This is a genomic window from Bradyrhizobium sp. CCGUVB1N3, assembly GCF_024199925.1.
In the GTDB taxonomy this organism is placed as follows: domain Bacteria; phylum Pseudomonadota; class Alphaproteobacteria; order Rhizobiales; family Xanthobacteraceae; genus Bradyrhizobium.
In genome coordinates this window covers 5,249,814-5,272,213 of sequence record NZ_JANADR010000001.1, presented here as the reverse complement: position 1 = coordinate 5,272,213, position 22,400 = coordinate 5,249,814, and the positions used below count along the sequence as shown (strand labels likewise).

The 22,400-nt window shown below is 65.0% G+C and carries 21 protein-coding genes; 6 read left to right on the top strand and 15 right to left on the bottom strand.

Going from position 1 to position 22,400, the window contains the following annotated elements; translation table 11 throughout:
• Nucleotides 1–9: 9 nt before the first annotated feature.
• Nucleotides 10–759, bottom strand: a complete 750-nt coding sequence (locus NLM33_RS25140) for a hypothetical protein (protein ID WP_254096970.1) — start codon at nt 757–759, stop codon at nt 10–12.
• Nucleotides 760–866: 107 nt separating this feature from the next.
• Here NLM33_RS25140 and NLM33_RS25135 point away from each other — a divergent pair, with 107 nt between their 5' ends.
• Complete coding sequence (locus NLM33_RS25135; RefSeq protein ID WP_254096969.1) at nt 867–1,181, top strand: hypothetical protein; 315 nt, start codon at nt 867–869, stop codon at nt 1,179–1,181.
• A gap of 399 nt (nt 1,182–1,580) precedes the next feature.
• On the opposite strand, the gene NLM33_RS25130 is transcribed toward NLM33_RS25135, so the two are convergent.
• The 9 genes from NLM33_RS25130 to NLM33_RS25095 form a co-directional block, all read right to left on the bottom strand.
• Nucleotides 1,581–1,847, bottom strand: a complete 267-nt coding sequence (locus tag NLM33_RS25130; protein ID WP_254096968.1) for a hypothetical protein — start codon at nt 1,845–1,847, stop codon at nt 1,581–1,583.
• Nucleotides 1,835–2,605, bottom strand: a complete 771-nt coding sequence (locus NLM33_RS25125; RefSeq protein ID WP_254096967.1) for a hypothetical protein — start codon at nt 2,603–2,605, stop codon at nt 1,835–1,837. Before NLM33_RS25125 ends, NLM33_RS25130 begins: the two co-directional genes overlap by 13 nt.
• A complete protein-coding gene (locus NLM33_RS25120; protein ID WP_254096966.1) occupies nt 2,602–3,183 on the bottom strand; it encodes a hypothetical protein in 582 nt (193 codons plus the stop codon). The genes NLM33_RS25125 and NLM33_RS25120 overlap by 4 nt, the downstream gene beginning before the upstream one ends.
• Before the next feature lie 82 nt (nt 3,184–3,265).
• On the bottom strand, nt 3,266–4,042 hold the full coding sequence (locus NLM33_RS25115; protein ID WP_254096965.1) for a metallophosphoesterase: 777 nt from the start codon (nt 4,040–4,042) through the stop codon (nt 3,266–3,268).
• 1 nt (nt 4,043) lies between these two features.
• The gene (locus tag NLM33_RS49310; protein ID WP_256570531.1) at nt 4,044–4,169 is read right to left on the bottom strand and encodes a hypothetical protein; all 126 of its coding nucleotides are present in this window, start codon (nt 4,167–4,169) and stop codon (nt 4,044–4,046) included.
• Nucleotides 4,170–4,183: 14 nt separating this feature from the next.
• Nucleotides 4,184–5,011, bottom strand: a complete 828-nt coding sequence (locus NLM33_RS25110; RefSeq protein WP_254096964.1) for a metallophosphoesterase — start codon at nt 5,009–5,011, stop codon at nt 4,184–4,186.
• 1 nt (nt 5,012) lies between these two features.
• Nucleotides 5,013–5,219 (bottom strand): hydrogenase maturation nickel metallochaperone HypA, encoded by a 207-nt coding sequence (locus tag NLM33_RS25105; RefSeq protein ID WP_254096963.1) that lies wholly within the window; start codon nt 5,217–5,219, stop codon nt 5,013–5,015.
• Nucleotide 5,220: 1 nt separating this feature from the next.
• The gene (locus NLM33_RS25100) at nt 5,221–5,751 is read right to left on the bottom strand and encodes a hypothetical protein (protein ID WP_254096962.1); all 531 of its coding nucleotides are present in this window, start codon (nt 5,749–5,751) and stop codon (nt 5,221–5,223) included.
• 1 nt (nt 5,752) lies between these two features.
• A complete protein-coding gene (locus NLM33_RS25095) occupies nt 5,753–6,298 on the bottom strand; it encodes a hypothetical protein (protein ID WP_254096961.1) in 546 nt (181 codons plus the stop codon).
• Between the two features lie 189 nt (nt 6,299–6,487).
• Here NLM33_RS25095 and NLM33_RS25090 point away from each other — a divergent pair, with 189 nt between their 5' ends.
• Nucleotides 6,488–6,697, top strand: coding sequence for a hypothetical protein (locus NLM33_RS25090; protein ID WP_254096960.1), 210 nt, complete (start codon nt 6,488–6,490; stop codon nt 6,695–6,697).
• Nucleotides 6,698–6,776: 79 nt separating this feature from the next.
• Complete coding sequence (locus NLM33_RS25085) at nt 6,777–7,289, top strand: very short patch repair endonuclease (protein WP_371929957.1); 513 nt, start codon at nt 6,777–6,779, stop codon at nt 7,287–7,289.
• A gap of 23 nt (nt 7,290–7,312) precedes the next feature.
• On the opposite strand, the gene NLM33_RS25080 is transcribed toward NLM33_RS25085, so the two are convergent.
• From NLM33_RS25080 to NLM33_RS25065, 4 genes are read right to left on the bottom strand one after another with little or no spacing between them, the layout of a single operon-like run.
• Nucleotides 7,313–13,162 carry a DEAD/DEAH box helicase gene (locus tag NLM33_RS25080; protein WP_254096958.1) on the bottom strand — a complete coding sequence of 1,950 codons (5,850 nt, stop codon included), beginning with the start codon at nt 13,160–13,162 and terminating at the stop codon, nt 7,313–7,315.
• Entirely contained in the window at nt 13,155–15,290 is a 2,136-nt protein-coding gene (locus NLM33_RS25075) for a hypothetical protein (protein ID WP_254096957.1), read from the bottom strand. The genes NLM33_RS25080 and NLM33_RS25075 overlap by 8 nt, the downstream gene beginning before the upstream one ends.
• A 7-nt stretch (nt 15,291–15,297) precedes the next feature.
• Nucleotides 15,298–17,868 carry a hypothetical protein gene (locus NLM33_RS25070; RefSeq protein ID WP_254096956.1) on the bottom strand — a complete coding sequence of 857 codons (2,571 nt, stop codon included), beginning with the start codon at nt 17,866–17,868 and terminating at the stop codon, nt 15,298–15,300.
• 2 nt (nt 17,869–17,870) lie between these two features.
• Nucleotides 17,871–19,100, bottom strand: coding sequence for a DNA cytosine methyltransferase (locus tag NLM33_RS25065; protein WP_254096955.1), 1,230 nt, complete (start codon nt 19,098–19,100; stop codon nt 17,871–17,873).
• Between the two features lie 427 nt (nt 19,101–19,527).
• Between NLM33_RS25065 and NLM33_RS25060 the strand changes: the two genes are divergently transcribed.
• Genes NLM33_RS25060 through NLM33_RS25050 form a run of 3 tightly spaced genes read left to right on the top strand, consistent with a single transcriptional unit; the run spans nt 19,528 to nt 21,131 of the window.
• A complete protein-coding gene (locus NLM33_RS25060; RefSeq protein ID WP_254096954.1) occupies nt 19,528–19,938 on the top strand; it encodes a hypothetical protein in 411 nt (136 codons plus the stop codon).
• A gap of 18 nt (nt 19,939–19,956) precedes the next feature.
• Nucleotides 19,957–20,406: a hypothetical protein gene (locus NLM33_RS25055; RefSeq protein WP_254096953.1), complete on the top strand. Its 450-nt coding sequence runs from the start codon at nt 19,957–19,959 to the stop codon at nt 20,404–20,406.
• Between the two features lie 2 nt (nt 20,407–20,408).
• Complete coding sequence (locus NLM33_RS25050) at nt 20,409–21,131, top strand: SOS response-associated peptidase (protein ID WP_254096952.1); 723 nt, start codon at nt 20,409–20,411, stop codon at nt 21,129–21,131.
• Nucleotides 21,132–21,176: 45 nt separating this feature from the next.
• On the opposite strand, the gene NLM33_RS25045 is transcribed toward NLM33_RS25050, so the two are convergent.
• Nucleotides 21,177–22,187, bottom strand: a complete 1,011-nt coding sequence (locus NLM33_RS25045; protein WP_254096951.1) for a phospholipase D family protein — start codon at nt 22,185–22,187, stop codon at nt 21,177–21,179.
• Nucleotides 22,188–22,400 lie beyond the last annotated feature (213 nt).

Genomic DNA, 22,400 nt, shown 5'->3' with positions numbered 1-22,400 from the left:
GTAGATTCCTCAGAGCAACGGCGGCGAATGGCGGCGCAGTGCGTCGTGATCCACGCGCATCACCGGGAGGTCGTCCGAAACCGGCAGCTTCAGGTCGAAATAGACCGAGCGGCGGACCACCAGCGCATAGAGCAGCGGCGCGCCGCCGACGATTTCCGCCGCCTTGCCGAAAGGCAGCGCTCCTGCGGCTTCGTCGATGGCGGCTTCCAGCGCAAACTGGCGGGATGACGGGATCTTTGCATAGGCCCAGGTGCTGATTTCGTGGGCGTTCCTGTACAGGCGGCCGCCCAATATCTGCTTCTGCACGAGTGTCCGGAACGTCCAGCCTTCGCCGGCATAGACCTCGCGGACGACGTCGAGTTTGAATTGATAGTGGGGCTCCTTCTTCCTGCGATCGTTCTTTCCTTCGGTTTCGATGATCTCGACCGTGCCGTCGGCCAAGTCTCTGCGCAGGTCCGGGAAATAGATCAGCGGCGGGCTCTGCCACGGCACAGGGATCACGACGCGATGCGGTTGGGCTAGGACTCTGATGACCGCCTTGTCGGCGTCGCTGATCTTCAGCAGCCCCTCCTCATGATCCGCCTCGCACGGGAGGCCTGCCCCGTTCGCCTTGAAAGCGGGATACCGGCTGGTAGGTTTGATGTGCCGGCCGTTGATGATGAGGCGCAGCGGTCCGCCGTCGTCGGATTCGACGATGCGGGGTCCGCTCTGCACCAGGCCGGCGGCGATCCGGCTGATCCGGTTGTCTCGTTTCGTCAAAAAGCTCTCCGTGAGTTCGTAGACGCCGGTTTCGGCAAGGCTTCGCCGTTCGCCGGGAAGGGTGTTCCCGGCGGGGCGGTGAATTGCGGGGATCTGGGAGAAACCGGATGGCCGAGACCTTGCCATGCCCGCGCCAAGCTGTTCAGGTGCGGGTCTCTGTGATGGCGGTGTCCGGTTTCTCGAAGTCGGCTACCCTTGAACGAAAGGCGGTCCCGTTCGCGCGGGGCCGCTTTCGTTTTTTGGCCTATGGGGTCGTCCGTCTCCTTTCGCTTTGGGCCTCTTTTGCGTTTACGGGCGGGAAGATGACGATCGCTGGTTTCGGTCGCAACGAGAATCTCGGAAGCCTCGCCGGCCCCGCCAAATCTACGATCGCCACCTTGGGCCAGCACAACTGGCTGGTTGAATCTGTTTGTGTGGCATAGGCTGACGTCGTTTCGGGCTCCATCGCCAGGTCCATTGCCGACTCGGGACTTGCAAACTCCGGATGGAGGGGAATCCGCGTCCGAGGCCGCGGTGTCGGCACTACCGCCGCTTGTGACAAAAACCTCGAATCCTTGAAAAGCGGGTTTGGCCGGACTCTGGCTCGCAAGGACCGCGGCAGGGTCCGTTCGCGCTCTGGCGTCCTGTCGCGGACCACAAAGCCAAGTTTTCCTGGGTCTCGACAGATCTGTGGAAAACCTCGCGCCTGCGACCTAGAGGCCGCCCTTTTCGAGGGGGGCCGGACCGGCGGGCGACGCAAACCGATCGTAGGTGCAAGGTCGGGCGCTGAATTTGGGGGCATCAGGACCATCAGAAAGCGCATCTTTCTCTCCTCAATTGGCCTAGAGCTCGACCCAGTCGGCCACGATGGCCTCCTCGCAGGCGCGCTGCAGGAGCTTCCAGACGGCTTGCCGGCGGTCGTGCCCGAGGACCCGGAATTCGGCGACCCCTGCCGGCTCGTCCGTCAAGGGATTGGCGGACCGAATGGCCACGACCTGGTAGTCCGACACGTCGGCGAGGTTGCTTTCGTTCGCGATGCGCAGCGTCCCGACTGTCCGCCGCGCGGTCTCGAACCCGCCGGGGAAGATCTCGACCGTCACGACGAGCATGGCGTCGTCTCCCTCTTGTCGGCATAGACGCGCAGCGCGGCGGCGGCCGCAGCGAGCCGCTGCACGATCCGCGCGGGGCCGGCGCCGGGGCGGAATGCCGCGACGAGGTCGGTGAGGTCGAGATCGGCCGCGATTGAATCGTCGAGCGGCGGGGCCGTCCGCTTCGAAAACCTGGCAATCGCCGTCTTCAGCACGGTGCCATTCGGATGCGTGAGCCGGACCGTCGTGTCCGCGGCGCCGATCAGCGCTCGGGGAAGCAGGTCCAGATCGGCGGCAATGCCGACGACCGATTGGCCGCCCGACAAGGCGAGGGAGACCGAGGCAGAGCTGGTCGAGAATCCTCTGTCGCCCGGAGTGGGGCCATGCCTGGTCTGCTGCAGCCAGCGTTCGCCGAAAGTGCTCCGGAAATAGAGCGAGACCGGCATGACCCAAGCGGTGCTCGGCACATGGACGATGGCGCAGAGCGCCTGGTTATGGCGGAGGCGGCGCCGCAGCTCCGGCGTCGTGGCCGCCTCGAAGGCCGCTCCGACCAGAGCGGTCACCGCGTTCGGGCGGTCGCCGTCCGGCGGGGCCGCGTCTTCCTCGGGTTCGAGGAGGAAGTTTCCCTCGACCTGGTCGTCGTCATCGTCGTCCTCGAACCGGCCGAGCTTGGGGTCGTAGATGCGGTCGATCAGCGGAGCCGTGCGTTGATCGTGGCGTCGTTTCGGAGTCATGCGGATGACGGTGCCGGACGGGCGACCGCGTGTCGGCTTTTTCATGTGCGGGCTCTCAACATGGTGGATGGACCGAGCGGTTCGGACGTCAGGTCGATTTCGAGCAGGTCGGCGCAGGCGAGCGCCATCACGGCCGGCGAGGGGTCCTCGCCGCTGCGGATGATCTCGAGCAGGCGGCCAAGCTCGATCGGGCCCTCGTCGGCAACGGTCTTCAGGATATTCAGGCGCAGCGGGACGGGCACTGGCCGGTCTTTGTATGACCAGACCAGGCGCGCATTGGATCTGCGGGGCTCGGTGCGCAGGTCCTCGGCCGTGACGACGAGCGGCTCCAGACCGAGGTCGCGCAGCGCGATCTGGATGAGACCCTCCTCGTCGAGGTCGCGCACGCGGCGCGCCGGCACGACGTCGAGATGGAATCGTCCGCGGTCATGCTGCAGGACGACGACCTCTACTTGCGCGGCCCCAGCAGGCGCCGACGGAACGTGAAGGATCGACCGGACCGCCGGATCGAGAGACGCCAGGACGAGAGCCTCGCGCAACGCAACGTGTCGCGCAGGGACCGGGGTCGGGGTCTTGGCGGATGTGAAGAAGTCGGGGCGGCCGCGGCGGGTGGGAGTGAACATGACGAAGCATCCGAAAGCATTGAAATGACGGGGCGAGTTTCGGCGGGCTGATGGTTGTCGTCGATCATGGACGTTTTCCCTTTCAGATCTCGATGACGTAGTTCACGTCGAAGTTCGGATTGTCCCAGGTCTCACCCTCGCGCCACGGGCCGTAGCCCTTGGCGTTGCTAACGATGCGCGTGCTGCGGACCTCGAAGTCGCGACTCTCATGCGTGTGGCCGAACACCCAAAGTTCAGGCGCTCCCTCGCGGATGAGATCCCGGAGATCGCTGGTATAAGCCGCCGACGAAATGTCGTGTTCGCAACCGCGTCGCATGGCTTCCGGCACCGGCCCCATGTGCGTGACCACGACGTTTCGCCCACCCTTCCGCAGCTCGCGCGCGATGAAGTCGCGCGATTGCAGGTGGCGCGTCAGGGTGTGCGTCGGGCGCAGCCGGAATTCATAATTGCCGTGCCGGATCTTGCGGTAGTCGTTCATGACATCGCCAGCGACCCTCATTGCGTATTCCGGGTCGTCGAACAGATCGAAGTCAGTCCAAAGCGTCGCGCCCAGGAAGGTGATGCCGTCGATGGAGACGGCTTCGTTCTGCAGCACGTGGATGTTCGTCCCGGACGCGGCCGCGCGCGCTTTCTCGACGGTCCTGTCGATATCGCAACCGTAAAATTCATGATTGCCTGCCACGTAGATGACGGGCTTGTCCTGCACGCGCTCGATAAGCCACGCGACGCCTCTCTCCGCCCGCGGAATCAGATCGCCGGCGACGACGAGGACGTCGAATTGAGGGCGCGCGTCTCTGGGCGGCAGGTCCCACCCGCGCGTGAGTTCGATATGCAGATCGCTGAGTATCCAGAGCCTCATGTCAGTCCTCGCCTTCATCTTCGAGAGGCTCGGCATCGAGCATCAAGGTGAACATGATGAAGCATCCCAAACCATTGAAAGGGCGGCGCGGGTCTCCGTGCGAATCTGGTTGTCTAGCGTCGATCATGGCCGTCCCCCTTTTCAGATCTCGATGACGAGTTTCTCGTTGAAATTCGGGTTGTCCCAGCCGCGCTGATGGCCGGGCCACGGGCCGTAGCCCTTGGCGTTGCTCACGACCCGCGTTGTCTCGCCGATCTCGGCGTCGAAAGACGAGTGGGTGTGGCCAAAGACCCATAGATCCGCCGGCTGCAGCGCGCCGCTCCCGTCGTCCGGCACCGACACCATCAGCCGCCGCCTGAGATCGCTCCGATATGCGGGATCGAGCGTATGATCCTCGCCCGATCCGCCGGGGTCGTCGGTCATCTCGGGAATTGGAGCGTGGTGCGAAACGACTACGAGTTTGCCGTTGCGTCGCTTGCGCATCTCGCTCTCCAGGAACGCCACGGACGTGAGGTGCCGAGTAAGCGCGTGTCGTGGCAGGAAACGCTGCCGGTAATTCGCGGTCCGGATCTTCTTGAAATCGTTCATCCGCTCGCCCGCGACCGCCATGCCACGATATGCGTCGCCGCGGATGGCGAAGTCAGTCCAAAGCGTGCAGCCGGCAAAGATCACGTGACCGATCCGGACGCACTCGTTCTCCACCACGAACACGTTCGTTCCTTCGGCCGCGACCCTGGCCTTTTCGAGCGTGCGATCGATGTCGCCGCCATAGGATTCGTGATTGCCCATGACATAGATGACCGGCCGGTCCGCCACGCGTTCGCGCAGCCACGCGACGCCGCGCTCCGCGCCTGGGATCAGATCGCCGGCGATGATCAAGACGTCGAAAGCCGGACGATCGGCTGCTGCCGGCAGGTCCCAACCGCGGGTGAGTTCGATGTGGAGGTCGGACATGATCCAGAGCCTCATGTCAGCGGTCCTCCTCGTCGGTCGGAGTTTCATCCAGGGACTCAGCCTGACTGAGGCTCTCGATGATGCGGTCTATGAGCTCGACCGGCATCTCGTCGATGCCGAGCGCGAACTGCACGTCGGCGGAGCCGCAGCGTGGGCATTCGTGGCCGCCGATGTAGGTAAACTCGCCTTCCTGCCCGCAGGCGCGGCAGCGGAATCTGGCCATTTCAGTGCTCCCTGTCGTGCGACGGCGGTTGGCTGAAACGGTCGGCTTCGCGGTCGTAGCGCCGCGCGACGAGACGAAAGCCAGAGGGCGTCGGGAGCCGTACAACGTGGACGTTCTGCTGCCCCGGTCCGGATGGCACGGGCATGCCCTGGCCGTGCAAGACGCAACGCGTCATGTAGATGCCATTGTCATTGTAGAGCCTGCCCTCCGCCCCGCACCGCTCGCACGTGCAGGCGCTGCGGGCCCCCGCGAGCGCCACCGCCTCATGAATCTTCGCCGCCGTTTGCGGCGAAACGTCGCCGCGCCAGTAGCAGCGCAATCCGGCGAACTTCTCCTTGATCTGGTTGAAGTGGACGGTCTCCCCTTCGCGCAGCGCGGTCTCGATCCGTTGGCACAGGCGCTCGAGCAGATCGCGCCAGCCGACTTTGCACCAGGGATAGCCGGATGCCTGCTCCGGATGTCCAACGGGAGCGCGGAAGAGAGCGGCGTGTGCCTCGATGAGGTCGATGCGCCAATCGTGGGTGCGCGCCATCTCACTCCTCCTCGATGTCCAGCGAGGCGGGATCAACGTCAACGAAGGCGTCGTTCTCGCGGTCGTATCGGCGGCAGGTGATCCGGCTCTTGCCGCCGACCACGTACCTGACGATGTAGATGTTCTCGAAGCCAGGGCGGACGGCGACCGGCGAGCGACCTTCGGCATGCGTCGTGCAGCGCGTCGTCAGCCAGGCGCCCTCATAGAGCCGGCCTTCCTCGCCGCAGATCTCGCAGCTACAGGCGCTGCGGGCTTCCGCCAAGGCGATGGCTTCCTCGACCAGGGCGGCCGCGTCCGGAGACAGCGTGCCGTCCCAGTAGACGCGCAGCGTCCCGTACTTGGACTTGATCTGGGTGAAGCGGAATGCACCACCGTCAGGCCGGACCGCGGCCCGGATTCGGACGCACATCCTGTCGAGCAAGTCGCGCCAGCCGGACCCGCACTCGGGGGATCCCTGGGCAGACATCGGTGCGCCGGCCGGCGGATGGAAGAGATCGCGGTAACGCTCGACGAGCTCGACTCTCCAATTTCCAACGACGCCCGACATTACCGACCTCAACGTGACTTAGAACAAAACAAGAACATAGAACGCAAAAGGCGAGCTGGAGTCAAGCGGTTGGTGAAAATTCTTATATAAGAGGAACTCGCACTCTTATATAAGACGGTGCCTTTATGGCTCGCACCGCGGGCGCCTGTCCGATATGGTTAACAAAGTGGAATCACGCGGACAGGTGGAATGGGCGGCAGGAGGAAAGCTCCCGTCAGGGGGCTGCGGACGCCGATCGGCAATCGGGTCAAGGTTTTGGTGATGCTCGATCCCGTGGTCGTCGCCGACATCAAAGATGTAGCGATCGAAGAGAGGCGGGCTGCATGGTCGGTAATAGAGGATGCCGCGCGCGAGTATGTTGAGCGCCGCAAACAAAAGCGGGCAAAGCTGAAAACGTGAGTTGCAGTGCCCGAGGGTCGATGACGAAATAGAGTTCGGTGTCTGACGAACTACTTGGACTCGACGGTTTAGACGCGCAATGGCAGTCCATCGCAGAGCAACCGTCCGAGCACGTCCAAAACGGCCTTACCTGAAGGCCGCTAAGCGAACCGCAATGCATACGCACAGCTCGAAGGAAAGCTATCCGTCGCTCCGCTCATGGACGATGGCCCAGGTCCGCTCGGAAAACACCAAGCCAGAAATGGCGGTGCGCAAGGCAGCGCATGCATTGCGGCTGCGGTTCCGACTTCACCGAAAAGATCTGCCCGGGACGCCCGACCTGGTTTTCGCGTCGAGGCGCATCGCATTGTTCGTGCATGGTTGCTTCTGGCACAGGCACGACTGCCGCAGGGCGAGCATGCCAGCTTCGAACGTCGAATACTGGACCGCCAAGTTCGACCGGAACGTACGCAGGGACGCGCGCGCCGCCGCCGACCTGCGAAAGGCCGGCTGGCGATGTGTCCGCATTTGGGAGTGCGAGGCGAAGAATCCCCGAAAGCTCGCTGGAATTCTCCGCCGAAAAGTCGTCGCGAGGTCGCCCAAGACGCGGTGACTGCCGTCAAGACATCAGCCGCCTCAACGCGTCAGAGCGGTGTCCTCTGGGCGGACTGCGGCGAACCTCAAGGCGTTGAGCGGCCGCCTCTCCAGATCGAACGTGTCGACGAAGCAAAGCTGATTGCCGTCCGGGGCGATGCCGAATTCGCGCGCCGAGGCGGCATCCAGTCTCCAAAGTGGATGGACGACCGCGTAGCGCCGCTCGAGCCGTCCATCCACCGTGCGCTCCTCGATGCACGGGATCCGTCCTTGGGGGCCGACGCGAACGTAGCGAAGCGTCCTCGGTCGCATCGACGTGACGTCCTGCGCGAGAGAGTGGGCCTTCTCGAGCCAACCTCGAAGCTCAGGGTGTCCGTCGAAATTCCCGTCGAGTCCGCACGCATAGTGCGGGTCCATCATCCCGCGCAGGTACGCCAGCGCCAGCCTCCAGTCGAGCAGCGGATGGTATCTGCGGTTTTGATATTGCTGCACGCACACGTAGCACGACGTCGAGCAGCGAGTGACGTGATCTTCCTTCAGAAAGTCCCTGAGAGGCCACTGCCCGTCGTCTCCGAGGACATCCTCGACCAGCCGGACGATCTGAGGACGGCCGTCGGGCCCGGGCTCGCCAAGCCGCCGGCAGAGTCCGGATCCGTTGATCAGCGTGTCCGCGATCTGAAGCATCGGGCTGTCGCCTCTGAGTCGCGGCTCCAGCGCCTCGAACTCGTCCGGAGCCACGTCGAGAACGAGCGCCGCTTTCTGCACCAGCAGATGCGTCGCGCTGACGGCCGCCGACCTGGCGCCAATTCTGGACCGAAGGCCGCGCCGGGCAACGAGATCCAGGTTGAGCCGGCGATTGAAGCCGGTCGCCTCGAGGAAGAGCGCGTCGGTCTCCTTGCGCGCGAGGAGCCCGAAACGCATGCCGTGCGGCGCTGTAAGGGTCCATCTCGGGCTTCCCGCGATCCGCTCGATGTCCGGATCGATGGCCTGCTCGGGAACAGTGACGTTCTTCTGCCAGCCCAGCACGTCGTTGTCGGTGGCGACGTCAGCGCTGAAGAACTTTGCTTGGCCGTTCTCGTCCTCGACGCCGCTGTTCAGGTTCATGATCGTGGTGCCCGCGCCTGCATGCACCGTCAGACTGCCGATCGTGCTGGGAACGCCGTCGTGCTGGATCGTCGCGACCGTCCGGATCGCCATTTGACCGGGCGTTTCGACGTCCTTGGGGGTCGGGCGGAAGTCGGTGCGGAAGGCGCTCGGCGAGACGTAATAGTTGAACGTATCCTCGGCGATGTCGACTCCGCAATCATCGCACGTGACCGGCCCTCCGGGACGGTCGGCCGTGTGGCTCGCAGCGCCGCAAGCGCCGCACCACGCCACGTGGGTCGCCTCGCCGAACCAGTCGGACTTGGGCGGATCGACGACGATTTCCCTTCCGCGCCGCTCCGGCTCAGGCAGGGGCCCCGTGAAGCCGATGACGCGGTGCCGCGCCTTGTCCTTGACGAGAACCGCCCCCGGCGCGAACTCGTAGATCGCCATCTCGAGGTCCCGATCCATCAGGCTCCAGTCGTACTCCTCGGGCACGACGCCGGGCTCGCGCCTCGCGCCGAGATAGAGATTCCGGACGCGGGTCGGCATGCCGTACATCGGCAGCAGCCCCTGCTCGGCCAGGAACTGCGCAAGGCCGCCGCGCACCCGTGGCTTCTGCGCGGCGAGGCCCATGATCTCGCCCATGAGCGTCTCGGGCGCGGACCTGTCGAGAAGCTGCTGGCGCTGCGCTGGCTTCAGCACCGCCGTCCGGATGAAGCGTTGACGGACCTCCTCCGTTTCGTCCAGAGCCTTGCGGAGCTTGTCCGGCCAGGCGGAGCCCGCCTCGTAGAACTCAGTCGTCGGGACGTACTCGCCGTGCACGTCCGGCGGCGTGAGATCGTCCCCGGGATACGGCAGCCCGTCCCGTATGGCTTCGTTCCGCACCAGCGCGAACGCCTGCCGGAGCCACACCTTTCGCAGCAGCCGCAGCGGGATGGGATTGTGGTCTACCGCAAGGAACGGGGCGGGCGGGGGGTCTCCCGTGATCGACTCCGGATGACGGAAGTAGAATGCGTCGTGGCTGCGGCCGCGGCAGAACGTGGTGACGAACGAGAACGCCTGCCCTCTTCGGCCGGCGCGGCCGACGCGCTGCTGATAATTGAATCGCTGCGGCGGCATGTTCGCCTGATAGACGGTCTGCAGAGAGCCGATGTCGATGCCGACCTCCATCGTCGTCGTCACCGACAGCATGTCGATCTCCTGCGCATGCTGGCCGACCAGGTTGTCGAGGCCCACGAATATGTCCTTGAATCGCCGCAGGCGGTCGGAGAAGTCGTCGGTCTGGCCGCTGAGCTCCTCGCACTTCAGCCTGAAGCGCGGAATGCCCTGCTCGGCGCCGCGCACGATCCGCCGTCCGAGGAAGTTCGAATCCCAAAGCTCCTCGACGGATCCAGTCCGCGGCACTTGCAGCGGCGCGTAGCAGCGCGTGCATCTGCCGACGCCCCGATGCATGTGCACCCGCTCGCATGCGATGCACCGCCAGTACGGATCGTCCTTCCGCGCGATCTTGAGATAGAGCTTTCCGACCTGAATCGTGCCACCGAGCTGATCCTTCGCCGTTAGCCGCCTCAGCACGTCGTCGAGGCCGATCTGCCATTGCGCGCCGAAGATCTGGTCCGCGAACCGCCGCACCTTGTTCGATTCCTGGACATCCTGCGCGGAGTGCCACTGCTTGTAGTCCGTCGGATCGAAATACTGACCTTCCTGGACGCGGTTGCCGCTCGCGAAAACGCGGAGCCATGCGTCCATCTCGTCCGCGGCGTCGCCGTCGTCCTCCGACAGAGACGGGTACGCGAGGCCGGTCTCCTCGATCGCGAAGAAGCTGTTCGCGAAGATCACGTCCTCGATGAGCTCGTACTGGCTCCTCATGATCTCCTGCGAGAGGTCGCCGCGCAGGACGGGGGTCAACGCGCCGGAGAACGTGACTTCGTCAGCGGTCTGGCTGAACGCCTGCCACCAAGGTTGCCGGTTGAAGCGCTTTCTGCCGAACTCGTCGAAGGGATGGATGCCCAGCCGGACGAGCTCCGACGTGATGCGAGACACGCTCGTGCTGTTGACGGAGAACTGCAGCAGGTGGTCGAGACGGACCTTTCGGGTCGGGACGCTGATCGCGCCGCCGCCCGAGTTCTTCTTCCAGCCCTCGATCATCGCGGGGATGGCGCCGGGATCGGTCTTCGCCATCTCGACGATCATCGCGTTCTGCTGGTCCTTCGTCAGATACGTGGCTTCCGCCTCGCTGAGCGCCGCTCTCGCGGCGGAAACGAGTATCTCGCGTCGAAGGTCGCGGAGATGCAGCCGCTCGATCTCGAGCGACTGGTTCGCGGCATCCTGACGGCTGTCGCTGAAGACGATGCTCTTCGCGTCGGCACCGATGGCGTGCAGGAGCTCGAACATCTCGGTGGCGACCATCTGCGAGGCCTTCCCGACGCCGGTCCGGAACGCACGGATCGGAGAGCGGGACCGGCTTTCCCTCGGCCTGGACGAATAGTCGGTCGAGCACTTCGGGCAGCAGAAGGGCTGCGCCGTCTTGGGGAACGCCACTCTCCTCTTCACGGTCACGGCCGCGTCGGTCTGGAAGTACAGATGTCCGCCGATGTGGCCGGGCGGCACGTCGCTGCCGACCGTCGCCGCGCCGGTGTTGGGATCGAGCGAAGCCGGCTCCCAGCGGTCGAACCCCTTCTCGGAGCCCTTCCATGCGTCTCGCCGTGGCCAGAAGACCGCGAATTGATCGAACAGCATCTTGTCGTAGTATTCCGAGATGCCCTTCTCCGGAATGTTCTCCAGGTCCGCCGCCGACGGCAGCATCTCGACGACGGCGCCCGAGTTCTTGTCGCCGCGCTGACCGCCGATCAGGAGCTCTCCACAAGCTTCGCAGTATAGGAGTTCGAACAGGCGGCGGCCTCGCGTCTCGCCTTGCGCCGGAACGCCATGGGAGATGCCCCTCTCGGTCGTCAGATCCTCCACTTCGATTCCGTCCGCCACGGCGCGGATCGATCCGAATAGTCCTTCGACGTTCCGGATGAATCCGTGGAAGCGGAAGGACGGCACGCCCTCCGGCAGCTTGGTCTTGAACTCGGCGTGCTTGCTCTCGGGCAGCGCGCGGACGAGCATGAGCCCACGGACGGCGTCGATCCGAGTCTTGTGGCCGAAAAGGCGAGCGGCGATGTCGGAGACCGAGGTCGCCCGGACGCCGTCGCCGCTTTGGCATGCCGCGGTCAAGGCGGCAGCGGCCTGGACCGCGGCCTGCGCCACGCGGTCGGGTGCGTCGCGCGCGATCCCAAGCGCGCCCAGCACGTCGGCGAACGTGGATCGAATCTCTTCGGTCGGCTCGATCTTGGCGACGAACCCGTGCTGGTCCGGATCGCTCGCCGTGAGCAGGCGCTCGAAGGGCTCCGGCGGGAGGCTCCGTCCGGCCCACGGGAGCACGTTCGCCTCGCCTGGCACGACGCAACCGCGCCAGAACTCGGTCTCCGTCGTCCCGAGGTCGCCTGCTTCCTTGCAGGTGCCGAACGGCGCGAAGAGATCCCGCAGATACCGCAAGCTCTGGGGCCCGCGGACCTCGTCCAGCGGCAGCGAGGCGCTGGACGCGAGGATCCGGAGCTTGTGCATGTGCTCCGGATCGTCGAGGCCGAGACGCTGCAGCAAAGACTTGATCAGGAACGAGACCTCGGTCCCGGCCGAGCCGCGCACCAGATGAAGCTCGTCGATGACGAGGTAGAAATACGCCTTGTCGTCGCTCAGCAGCCAGTCGCGGGTCTCCTCGAACATCCGCTCTTCGACTTCACGGGACAGCATCGTGCCGAGCATCGACGCGTTGGTGACGAGGATGTCCGGAGGCGCGGCGTGCATGTCCCAGCGGCTGACCATCTCGCCGCCGTCCACGCTCGGAAAGATGTAGCGCGTCGGGTCTTCCGGCGGAGCGATTCCCGCTGCGGCGTCGGCCGCCTTCATTGCGTCATGCGCGCGGGCAGCATTCTGGCTCTTCTCGAACGAGCGCATGTCGGCGCGCAGCTTGCCGAGCCGCCGTGCTCGGCGCTTCTTCTCCACCGGATCGGCGAACCGGCGCGGATGACGCTCGTAGCCCGTGACCGGCGTCGCACTGGTGTATTGGCCGAAGAAGATCCGATTGCCCTTGAAGCGGTCGTCCATGACGGCCCGGGCGGCGTCCGAATCCAGCGTCCGGCGGAGACGGACCATCTGGTCGTCGACGAGCGCATTCATCGGATAGAGAACGAGCGCACGGATGGCCGCGCGCCTGGTCTCGCCGCCTCTCTGCGCCCGGTACCGCTCCGAACCGCGCCACCAGCGGCCCTGTAGATAGCCGGGTCCGGGGGCCGGCCAGCCCACCGCCTCGTCGGAAAGCTGCGCGAGCAGCGGCAGCATGAAGCTTTCCGTCTTTCCCGATCCCGTGCCCGACGTCACGATGCCGGGCTTTCCGGGCTGCACGCCCCGGAGCAGCATGTCCTTCTGATGGATGTACGGCGCGAAGATCGACTTGCGCTTGATCTCGCCGTCCGCGGGCTCGCCGTCGAACAACCCCGACAGTGAAAGCTCGGCGAAAGCGACCTTTCCGGCTCGTGAAAGCCGATCGAGCGCCGGATCGTCGATGAGCTCCTCGATAGGCTCCTTGGCCGCCAAGTAACGAAGCACCGGCTCGACGAACGGCGCCGCCGCGAGCATTCCCTCCGACTCGAGCAGCGATCGGCGCGCTGCGGCGGTCCTGCGATCGGAGATACGGAACGCCGTCTCGACGTAGGCGATGAAGAAGTCCTTGATGCGTTCGAAGCCGCCGACCGGGTCAAGCATTCGACGCGCCTCCGGACTCGATCACGCGCAGACCCGGCTTTCCGTTGCTCGGCGCGCCGCCCTTCTCGGCCGCCGCCCGTCGGCGGGCCGCCGCGAGGATGAAATCTTCCGCGTCTTTCTTGAGGAGCGCGGAGGCGACCGTCACCAGGCGAGCGAACCAGTCGACGTCCGCGAAACCGATCTGCACGTCCTTGACCAGAAGCTTCCCGGCCGCTTCGGCGGCTGCAGGCCCGGACGCCGGCTCGATCGTCGACATTTCGATGCGCCGCTCAAGGCGATCGGCAGGCGATCGCGCAAGCGCGGCAATGACGCCAGCCTTCTCCATTGCGCCGCTCGTGTCGATGGACGGGAGCCGCTTGAGAGCCTCTGCCAGCGCCTCGCTAGGCGGCTCCGCGAACGTCAGGCAGATCAGCATGTTTTCAGGGATGACGCCGCTGCGAAGCTTGTCCGCCAGCGTCTCCACCCAGAGATGCGCGGCAGACCGGTCAATGTTGCGGAGCACGCAAACGCGAACCGCGCCCTGACCGGCGCACTCAGCGACTGCTTCGCCCAGTGCGGTTGGCGCCCCGCCGGCGGGACGGACCCAGAGATCGTCGAACGTGATCACCGTCGGGTCGCAGTCGAACGAGACATGCCTTCCTCCGCCGACCGCCGCCGCCAGCAGCGCGACGAAATCGTCGACCTCGCTCCCGCTGAGCACAGGCAGGCTGCCAGAAAGCAGGTCGGTCAGGGCCCGAACGCAGAGATGCTTGCCTGCCGTCGATAGCAGTTTGCTGGCGTCGACCCAGGCCGCTAGTTCGCCGAGCGCGATCGGCTTCGCATCGTTGACGGGGCGGATCCCTGGAATCCGCGCTCTCTCCGCCGGCGCATTCCCTCGGGCGTGCAGCAGCGACTCGATGCGGACGATGCGGTCGATCTCGTCCTTTCGGCTCGCGAGTTCGGCGTCGAGCGTTCGCAGCAGCTGCTGCGTTTCGGCGAGACGGCCGCCCTCGGCGGCGTTCTGCGCCTCGATTTGCGCACTTCTTTCCGCGAGGAGCTCGACCTCGGTCTCGACTTCCGCCTTCTTCGCCGAAATGCCCGCCAGCGCGGCCTCTTCTGCCGTTTTCAGGCGCGCAGTCATCGAGGCCAGCTCGGCCGCCTCAAGCTCGCGGAGCGTTGCGGCTATCTCAGCCTCGCCGCCCGCGCGCCGTTCCTTCAGGTCGGCTTCGAGCGCGGCCGTGCGTTCCTGCACGAGGGTCTCGCTTCTGGCTTGAGCAGCTTCCGCCGCGAGCTCCTCGGTGCGGGCGGTCAGCTGTGCCCTTACTTCCGGATCCGAGCGAAGGACGTTCATGAAGTCGCGGAGCAAGTCGTCGCGCGACTTCATGACATCGGCGAGCCGTCTCGAGCGCATGATCTCGTGCCCGACCCGCGGATCGAGCCGCTCGGCCTCCGAGAGCGAGTTCTCGAGCCTCGCGACGTGGCCAGAAAGGAGCGTCGCCACCTGATTTAGAGCGCCGTCTTCCGCGCCCTCGCTTGCCAGGCTTCGAATGACTTGCGCCAGGAAGTCGGCGTCCGTGCTCCAGTTGACGACCCCGCTCTGCGACGCCGCGGCATCCTTGGCGAGGAGGTCGAGATGGCCGGTCGAGGTCGGCACACGGATGTGCGCGTCCGCCTGGTAGGGCCAGAGCGGCAGCGACCTCAGGTCTTTTGGATCGACGATCCGCGAGCGTCCATCGGGCGAGACCGCCATCCGCACTTCGATCATGTCGGACGCGCTGATGCGGAAGATCTTGTCGCCCGCGAAGCCGTCTTGTCGCCCGGTTTCGACCAGCAGCCTGCGGGCCGCTTCCGGCGCGTAGAGGCCCGACAAATCCTCGAAGGAGACGAGCCGCTTGCCTGAAGCCGCGACGTAACGCTGCCGTTTCGGAGGACCTTCGAGCGAAGGACGCGCGAGCACCCAGTCTCCCGGCTTCAGCGCGGGGCGCACCGCCCTGACCTCGATCTCGCCGCTTTTGCCGAAGAGATTATGGGACGACGCCGATATGTCCGTAATCGCGCCTTCGATCGACTGCGCACGCACCTCGACGAAGGCCGACGGCCCCTGAGTCCTCGTGCAGACGCCCACCACGAAGTTGCTGTCGTTTGACACTTGGCACCTACCCAACCGGCGGCAACACGCGCGCCGCCTTTACGCTGTCGTTGATCCAAAGCAGGCGCGTCCCGTCGCGCGACCTGCGCACGGCGAGCGCCGCATCGTGCGCTGACCCAGCCGCATCGGCTTGGACGATGTTCGGAAGCAGGCTCTGGAGTCTTGGGAGGTCCGTCGCCGCTGCGGGATACGCATAATGCCGCTTGCCGGACGAGCCTGCATTCGCGAGATTCCGGCAGCGGAGCCAGGAGGAGATCGGCGCCGGAAGCGCGCCCTCGCTGGCGGACCGGACAAGTGTCCCTGCCTCGAAGCTGAACATCGCGGCGCGGCGAGTGACGTGGGCATGCGCGATCGCCGCCTGCCTGGAGAGCAACCTGGCTTCCCCTCCTCGGGTGGAGACCACGTAGACATCGTGATCACGGTCGGCGACGCTTTTCCAGCGGACCAGGCGCACCGGCTCGCGGTCTTCGTCGCGGGCCGTGACGAAATGGCCGCGCTTCCATGACCAAAAGGAAGCCGGAGCATAGAACTCGTGGCTGATCGGCGTCCGGACGAACGACGCCGGCGCTTTACCTGCCACCTTCGGCGAGTCCACCATCCAACGAAGGCGCGCGGCAAGCTCGTCGGGCTGCACGGAGGCCGCACCGAGGAGCGGCGGAGACCAACGCGCCACCCCGCCCGATCGGAACGGCTGGCCGCCCATGGCTGCGACGGCCTCCCTGAAGTCCTCGGCCAGACGCGCGCCGACGCAGCCATCGACGACGACAAGTCCGGCCGCGGGCGGTCCCAGCGGCGCGATGGTCGGCCGGCGCAGCATCCAAGTGCGCCCCTTCCATCCTGGCTTCAGGATCGGCTCGATCATGGCCGCCTCCTGAAGGCTCCGCAGAACGTCCCATGGGCTGGCTTCGCCGGAGAGGATGTCGGAGAGCATCGGCACGAGCTCGGCCTCCGACCAGCCGGACGATCCTCCACCCGCGTATACGGCCTCGATGAGGTCATCGAGCGCGGGGTGGATGTCGCTCCATCCCCGAGGCGGTGAGGCGACCTTATCCTGCATGGCGACGACATCGCTCCATTCCGGGACCGATGCGCCCTTTGCCTCGCCTATCGAACGGTGAACGTGCGCGTCGCGAACGAAAGTGAGGCTGCGAGACCAAGACGGAGATGTGCCGGTCGCGTCGGCGGCCGATTGCACCACGTACGTCCCATGGAGGGCGCGTTCGCTCCGGATCGCATAGGTCCCGGGAGACTTCTCCCCGCATGAGACCGAGAGGTCAGCCGCGCCGCCGCGAGGCGCGATCGACAGGCCACATGCATCGGCAGCAACGTTCGGCAGAACCCGAGGCCTGCCAAGCCACTCGCCGGCGCTGCGCACTCCGCCGAACACCCGCACGCTCCTGATCTGCTCTCCCGCCGACGGAAGCTTGATCACGGCGCTGATGACGTCGTGCGCTTTGCCGGACGGCACGATGCGCGTGAGGGCCCAATCGCCGCTCTGCTCCAGCACCCCCAGCTTCGCGCCGATCTTGCCAGCGACCCGCGGCGACAGGCCTACGATGACCTTGCTGGGTCCGTCGGCGAGAGACGGCATCGCTTCCCAGCGGGCATGCCCAGTCTGATGGAAGAAGACCACGCCGAGATCGATGGCATGCGTCAGATCGTGTCCCTCCACGGCGGCGCATGCGACAAGAGCCTTGGCGAGCGTTGCGTGAGACCCGAGCCCGCGGCCGGTCGTCAGGTCGGAGACCAAGAACGACCAGAGATCGTCCTCGTCGTGGACCATCTCGAGCAAGAGCTCGAACGTCGACGACGTCTTCCTGCCCAAGCTGATTGCCTGAACCAGACGCCAGAAGCGATGATCGGACAGCGCGCGATGCCCGGCGAGATAGCTGCGCGCGAAATCGCTGTAAGCCGATTTCAGATATGCGGACGACTTGGAGCCGTCGGCGACGCGCCTGAAGCGGTCCAGGAAGTCGAGCGGGCTGGACAGCGCGTCGCGGTTTTCGGAAAGGAAGCTCTGGACCACCTGCTTGTCTTTCCTGGAAGGAAAAGACATGTGCACCGAGTATCCGATCTGCGTTCGCCATTCATCTTCGGGCGGCAGGTCGAGCACGCGGAAAGGCGATCCTCTCGCCGCCCTGTCCTTGAGCCAGGCGTCGAGGTCCAGCCACATGCGGTTGATGCCGGGAAGGTGCGGGAAGGCGCGGTCCAATTTGAGAAACGAGGCCAGCTTGGGCCGGAACGCGTGGCCGCTCGCGTCGGGATCGATCATTCCCTCGACCAGCATCGTAAGCGCCAAATATGCGAAGCAGCCCGGAATCTCGTCGCCCGAATATCTGCGATATTCTCCACGCTGCAGCGCCTTTACGAGCGCATCCTGCTTGTCCGCCAAAGTCGAACGGAAGGCCTCGATCACCCGTTCCCGATCCGTGTGTTTTTGGCCGACCGCCTCCGTCAGGGTGTAGTCCGTGACTTCGAAAGATCGGAGCGGCGAAGCGTCTCCCTGGCCGATAGACAAGAAGTGGCGCGTTAGAGCGATCTCCCATTCCAGATACGTGCATGGGAGGGCCACCGTCATTTTCAGATGCGAAGCTCCAGCTGGCCGCGACGGCTTCTTTGGTCGGCCCCTCGCGCAGTCTGCTTGGGCCTGGACGCCTCGGCCCCGCCAGACTTCTTGATCGAACGCAGCAGCGGCGTCAGGAGCTTTCCGCGCAGGAACGAGACGACAGGCACCGCCACGCCGTCGCCGATGACCCTGAATGCGTACTCGTAGACTTCAGGCAGTCGGTAGCTGGCCTTCAATCCCATCAGCGAAGCCGCCTCCGAGGGCGCAAGGAGGCGCGTCCGCACGTTGCCGCCCCTGACGACGATGACGCGGGGCCGCGATCCGCCGCCTTTGGGCGTCCGGAGGCAACCGGCCAGACCTCGGAAGCAGATCTCGGTCCGCTGAACGGTCTTGCCGCGCGAGGGCCGCATCCGCAGCGAGAGCGTTCCGACCATGCGCTTGCCGGAGTTCCTAGCCTCAGCCAGTTTCTTCTTGTGCGCGTCCGACATCATCGCCAGGAGGCGCTTCGTCTCCGCCGGCGTATGCCATTCGACGCCGACGGGCTTGTTCTTGACGATCTTGTTCAGGGTCTTCTTCAGTTCGGGCGGCGCGCCGAGATTGAGCCACATCCACTGCTCGCGGCACTGGCCTGAGAGCTTGCCGACGGCCTTCACCAAAGGATCCGGGTGCCAGATCGGGTGCGGTTCGTCGCGAACGAGCGCGTCAGCAACCTTCGCGGTCTTTGAAACGGCGACGATGAAGACCCTCTGTCGTGACTGCGGAACGAAGTGTCGAGCGTCCACCACGGCGGCGCCGGCGCGCATTCCCAACCGGTCGAGCGCGGCGATGACCGCCTTGAATTCCTCGCCGCCGTTGATGGTCAGGAGCCCGACGACGTTCTCCAGCACGACGATGCGGGGCAGGCGGCCGTTCGCCTTCAATTTTTTCATGAGGTCGATGAACGCCCAGAACGTTCCGGATCGCGTTCGATCGCGGCCATTCGCTTGGCCGAGCCCCAGTCCGTTGCCCGCAGTCGAGAGATCCTGACAAGGAAACGAAGCCCACGCCAGGTCGGCGCGCCGCCCGAGGTCGGCGGCTTCGACCTTATGAATATCGTCCTCCAGGATTTCCTTTTCGCCCCAATTGTCCGAGTAGACTTGGACCTTCAAAGGATCGAAGTCGTTCGCGAACTGGCATTTCCACCGGCCCCCGAGTCCGGCGCGCACCATTCCTCCGCCTGCGAAGAACTCAAGATAGCTTGGCACCTTAGATGGCCCTCCAGCCCACGGCGGCCATCATGAATCCGGACGCCGCAAGACGCCAGGCGGCTACAATCCGCTCGGGTCTGCCGGTCGCTTCCAAAATGCCCATGCCCCTACCTCAGCCTCAGGCCGGCTTCCTTCCCTCCTATTTCGCCGTTGGAACCGCAGGGGTGTGATGTCCTCCCTGATGCTCAGCGCTCCGCGCATGACGTTCGTCGGCAATGTAGAAGTCGAGAAAATGACCCAGCCAAATTGATCTCGCTGCTTTCTAGGAGCTCCGAGTGCCCGCGAAAGCAGCAGAATCGTCGCATGGGTTGAATCGTCCCGCAAGCGCAATCGTTTTTACTTTAGTCGCGCGCGAACACATTCCGTTCCACTATCCCAGCCAAACGGGCTGGACTCCAATGTTCATGATATGTTCTAGTTCGGCATGACCGATCGCCCCGCCAGCTGGCGCTTGCCGACCCCCAAGCAGATGGAGAAGATGGCCGCCGAAGTTGCGGTCGGCAGGCGCGTCCCCACAGTGCCTCCCGTCGGTCCGGCGGACCCGATGCCAGCTGAATATTGGGACGCTTTGCTGCGGGACGCCGGCGCCGACGCCAGGCAGGCCGACCCCGGCATCCGGACGCGGCGACTTGCCGATGTCCCGCAGCACCTGCTGCGGGTCGGCTGCCGGCGCTGCGGGCGGACCGTCGAGATCCAGAAGGCCGACGCGGTCCGGCTGTACGGTGCGGCGGCGCTCTGGCGTGACGTCGGCCAGCGTCTGCTGGACAACACGTGCGGCCAGCGGACCGGGCGTCACGAAGAGGATGGGTGCTGGCCGGACTTTGGCGGCATGTAGTTCGCTGGCGGGACGGCCATGGCCCCTAAATACCACCCGACCCCACTCTCCGGAGGCGACCGCAAGGCGCTGCAGAAGGAATTGGGGAAGGCCCGCGCGATGACTTCGATCCTCGCGGGCCAGTCCGCCGAAGCCCGGGCCAAAGGCGAGGCTCTGATCCGGACCGCGGACAAGCTGCTGTGCGAATCATGGAACGAGCGGATGTGGAGCGACGGCCGGCCCATCGACCCGTCTCCCTCGATCGACCAAGCGGTGAACGGGGGCTACCCGTGGCTCGAGATCGAATGCTCGCGGTGCAAGACCAAGCGGGACGTCGACCTGGCCGCGCTGCGCCATCCGCCGACGACCTTCGTGCACGACCTGGCGAGCCGGCTCCGCTGCAGCAAGTGCGCCAAGGTCAATCGCCGCCCGCCGGCCACGCTGCTACAGTTGGCACAGCGCGCTCGCCAGGCCGCTGCGGAGACCTGACGATGTGCAACCTCTATTCAATCACCACCAATCAAGCCGCCATCAGCGCGCTGTTCCGCGTGGTCAACCGCTACGTCGGCAACCTCGCGCCGATGCCGGGCGTCTTTCCGGACTACAAGGCGCCGATCGTTCGCAGCGGACGAGACGGCCGCGAGCTTGCAACCGCGCGGTGGGGCATGCCTTCGTCGTCCAAGGCGCTGATGGATGCCACCAAGAAGCGCGCCGAGAAGCACCAAGCCAAGGGCAAGGAGGTCGATTTCAAGGAATTGCTCCGGATGGAGCCCGACGGCGGCACGACCAACATCCGCAACGTGAAGAGCAAACATTGGGCGCGCTGGCTGGGTCCGGAGCACCGCTGCATCGTCCCGTTCAACTCGTTCAGTGAGTTCAACAAGCCCGAGGGCGGCGACGTCTGGTTCGCGCTCGACGAGACCCGGTCGCTCGCTTGCTTCGCCGGCATCTGGACGAACTGGACGTCTGTCCGGAAGGTCAAGGAAGGCGAGACCACGAACGACCTCTACGCGTTCCTCACGACGGAGCCGAACGCCGAGGTCGGCGCCATCCACCCGAAGGCGATGCCCGTGATCCTGACGACGCCCGACGAGGTCGAGACCTGGATGACCGCGCCGGCGGAGGAAGCGCTGAAGCTGCAGCGGCCGCTGCCGGACGGCGCGCTGCGGATCGTCGCACGTGGCACGAAGGAAGACCCGGCGCCGGCGACTTGATCGACGAGGAAACGCCGCCTCCTCACGAAGGATGGGCGTACTTTTTCAATTTCGACAGATACGCACAAGATCGCCGAGTGCGAGCAGGTCGCTGCGACTTCTATGAGCCGCCCGGATAAGCGTGGCCGCCTTCTTCTCGATGCTACGCTTCTCCGCCGGTGAAAGCTTGAAGGAACGGTCTCCTATCACTATCGAGCGCATCCGATAGGCGAATTGGATGCTGGATTCGGACAATTCCAGAAGTCCGCCTTCCCAGACCCTGAATATTCCTCGAAATTTCGGCCTTCTGGAATTGATGAAGGAGCAGTCGATCAGCCACGCGCCCGCCGGCATCTTGCGCCAGCCTTCGTACGTCGTCAGCGTGCTCGATTTCGCCAGGAGACCGTCCTCGAACTGCTCGGTCTCCTTCTTCGCTCTCCATTTCTTCTGCTCCGCCGACGCTTCGCGGGAAAGATAGCTGTCGTAGATCGCAAGGAAAATCCGCTCGTCGCGAAAGATCGACGGATCTTCCGCGTAGGCGCCGAAAAGCGTCTTGCTCTTCACCGAGAGCACCTTCGTAGCCTTGGCCCGGGCCCGCCACTTGAGGTCCGCCTCATCGAGCAAAATCTTTGTAATGGGCTTCGCCTGCTTCCACAGCGCATCGAAGCGCTCGCCGGCGCGGCGGACTTGATCCTGCTGGTCGAACAGAACGTTGACTTCCCGCCAACCCTTCGCGACGTCGGCACCGACCACTAGACCGTTGGCGGACGCATTCGAGGAGCCGACGACGACGCCTGTCGGCGACCAGTAGAGTTTCGCGTGAAGTTGGGCGTGAGTCTTGATCCTGAACTTCTTCGAAGCCCGAAGCTTGCGGATCTCCGCCGGATTGCAGGCTCCAGACTCCAGATTGCAGATGACGCGGCCCCTCTTTGCGCTCGACAAGCGCAGCATCTTCGAGGCGCCTTTCCCCCAAAACGCGACGGCGAGCCGAAGATCGGAGCATCCCTTCGCCATCTTGCGGACGGGAGCGATGACGCTCTTCTCGTCGAGGAGTCGGGTCGAAGCCGCCTGGGTCATGCGCGCGCAACCTCTGCCATTTGCTGCGTAAAATCTCGACGCCCAAGTGACATCAAAAGAGGTTCCCATAGTTCGTGAGCGGGCGGGGACACGTCAAGGGCACGCCGCTATAGCCCAATAACGTTCTGCACAGGTCCTGCGGAACAGGTGGACAAACTCGAGCCCTCCCGATTTCGAATCCCTGGCTTGTGCTAACGGCCGGGAACGGGCCGG

What these genes read in the sequence shown, in the direction of transcription:
- NLM33_RS25045 (WP_254096951.1), bottom strand. Translation starts at nt 22,187, where the DNA reads ATGACCCAGGCGGCTTCGACCCGACTCCTCGACGAGAAGAGCGTCATC.
- NLM33_RS25050 (WP_254096952.1), top strand. Translation starts at nt 20,409, where the DNA reads ATGTGCAACCTCTATTCAATCACCACCAATCAAGCCGCCATCAGCGCG.
- NLM33_RS25135 (WP_254096969.1), top strand. Translation starts at nt 867, where the DNA reads ATGGCCGAGACCTTGCCATGCCCGCGCCAAGCTGTTCAGGTGCGGGTC.
- NLM33_RS25080 (WP_254096958.1), bottom strand. Translation starts at nt 13,162, where the DNA reads ATGCTTGACCCGGTCGGCGGCTTCGAACGCATCAAGGACTTCTTCATC.
- NLM33_RS25090 (WP_254096960.1), top strand. Translation starts at nt 6,488, where the DNA reads ATGGGCGGCAGGAGGAAAGCTCCCGTCAGGGGGCTGCGGACGCCGATC.
- NLM33_RS25120 (WP_254096966.1), bottom strand. Translation starts at nt 3,183, where the DNA reads ATGTTCACTCCCACCCGCCGCGGCCGCCCCGACTTCTTCACATCCGCC.
- NLM33_RS25060 (WP_254096954.1), top strand. Translation starts at nt 19,528, where the DNA reads ATGACCGATCGCCCCGCCAGCTGGCGCTTGCCGACCCCCAAGCAGATG.
- NLM33_RS25100 (WP_254096962.1), bottom strand. Translation starts at nt 5,751, where the DNA reads ATGGCGCGCACCCACGATTGGCGCATCGACCTCATCGAGGCACACGCC.
- NLM33_RS25130 (WP_254096968.1), bottom strand. Translation starts at nt 1,847, where the DNA reads ATGCTCGTCGTGACGGTCGAGATCTTCCCCGGCGGGTTCGAGACCGCG.
- NLM33_RS25055 (WP_254096953.1), top strand. Translation starts at nt 19,957, where the DNA reads ATGGCCCCTAAATACCACCCGACCCCACTCTCCGGAGGCGACCGCAAG.
- NLM33_RS49310 (WP_256570531.1), bottom strand. Translation starts at nt 4,169, where the DNA reads ATGATCGACGCTAGACAACCAGATTCGCACGGAGACCCGCGCCGCCCT.
- NLM33_RS25115 (WP_254096965.1), bottom strand. Translation starts at nt 4,042, where the DNA reads ATGAGGCTCTGGATACTCAGCGATCTGCATATCGAACTCACGCGCGGG.
- NLM33_RS25125 (WP_254096967.1), bottom strand. Translation starts at nt 2,605, where the DNA reads ATGAAAAAGCCGACACGCGGTCGCCCGTCCGGCACCGTCATCCGCATG.
- NLM33_RS25085 (WP_371929957.1), top strand. Translation starts at nt 6,777, where the DNA reads ATGGCAGTCCATCGCAGAGCAACCGTCCGAGCACGTCCAAAACGGCCT.
- NLM33_RS25110 (WP_254096964.1), bottom strand. Translation starts at nt 5,011, where the DNA reads ATGAGGCTCTGGATCATGTCCGACCTCCACATCGAACTCACCCGCGGT.
- NLM33_RS25095 (WP_254096961.1), bottom strand. Translation starts at nt 6,298, where the DNA reads ATGTCGGGCGTCGTTGGAAATTGGAGAGTCGAGCTCGTCGAGCGTTAC.
- NLM33_RS25070 (WP_254096956.1), bottom strand. Translation starts at nt 17,868, where the DNA reads ATGACGGTGGCCCTCCCATGCACGTATCTGGAATGGGAGATCGCTCTA.
- NLM33_RS25105 (WP_254096963.1), bottom strand. Translation starts at nt 5,219, where the DNA reads ATGGCCAGATTCCGCTGCCGCGCCTGCGGGCAGGAAGGCGAGTTTACC.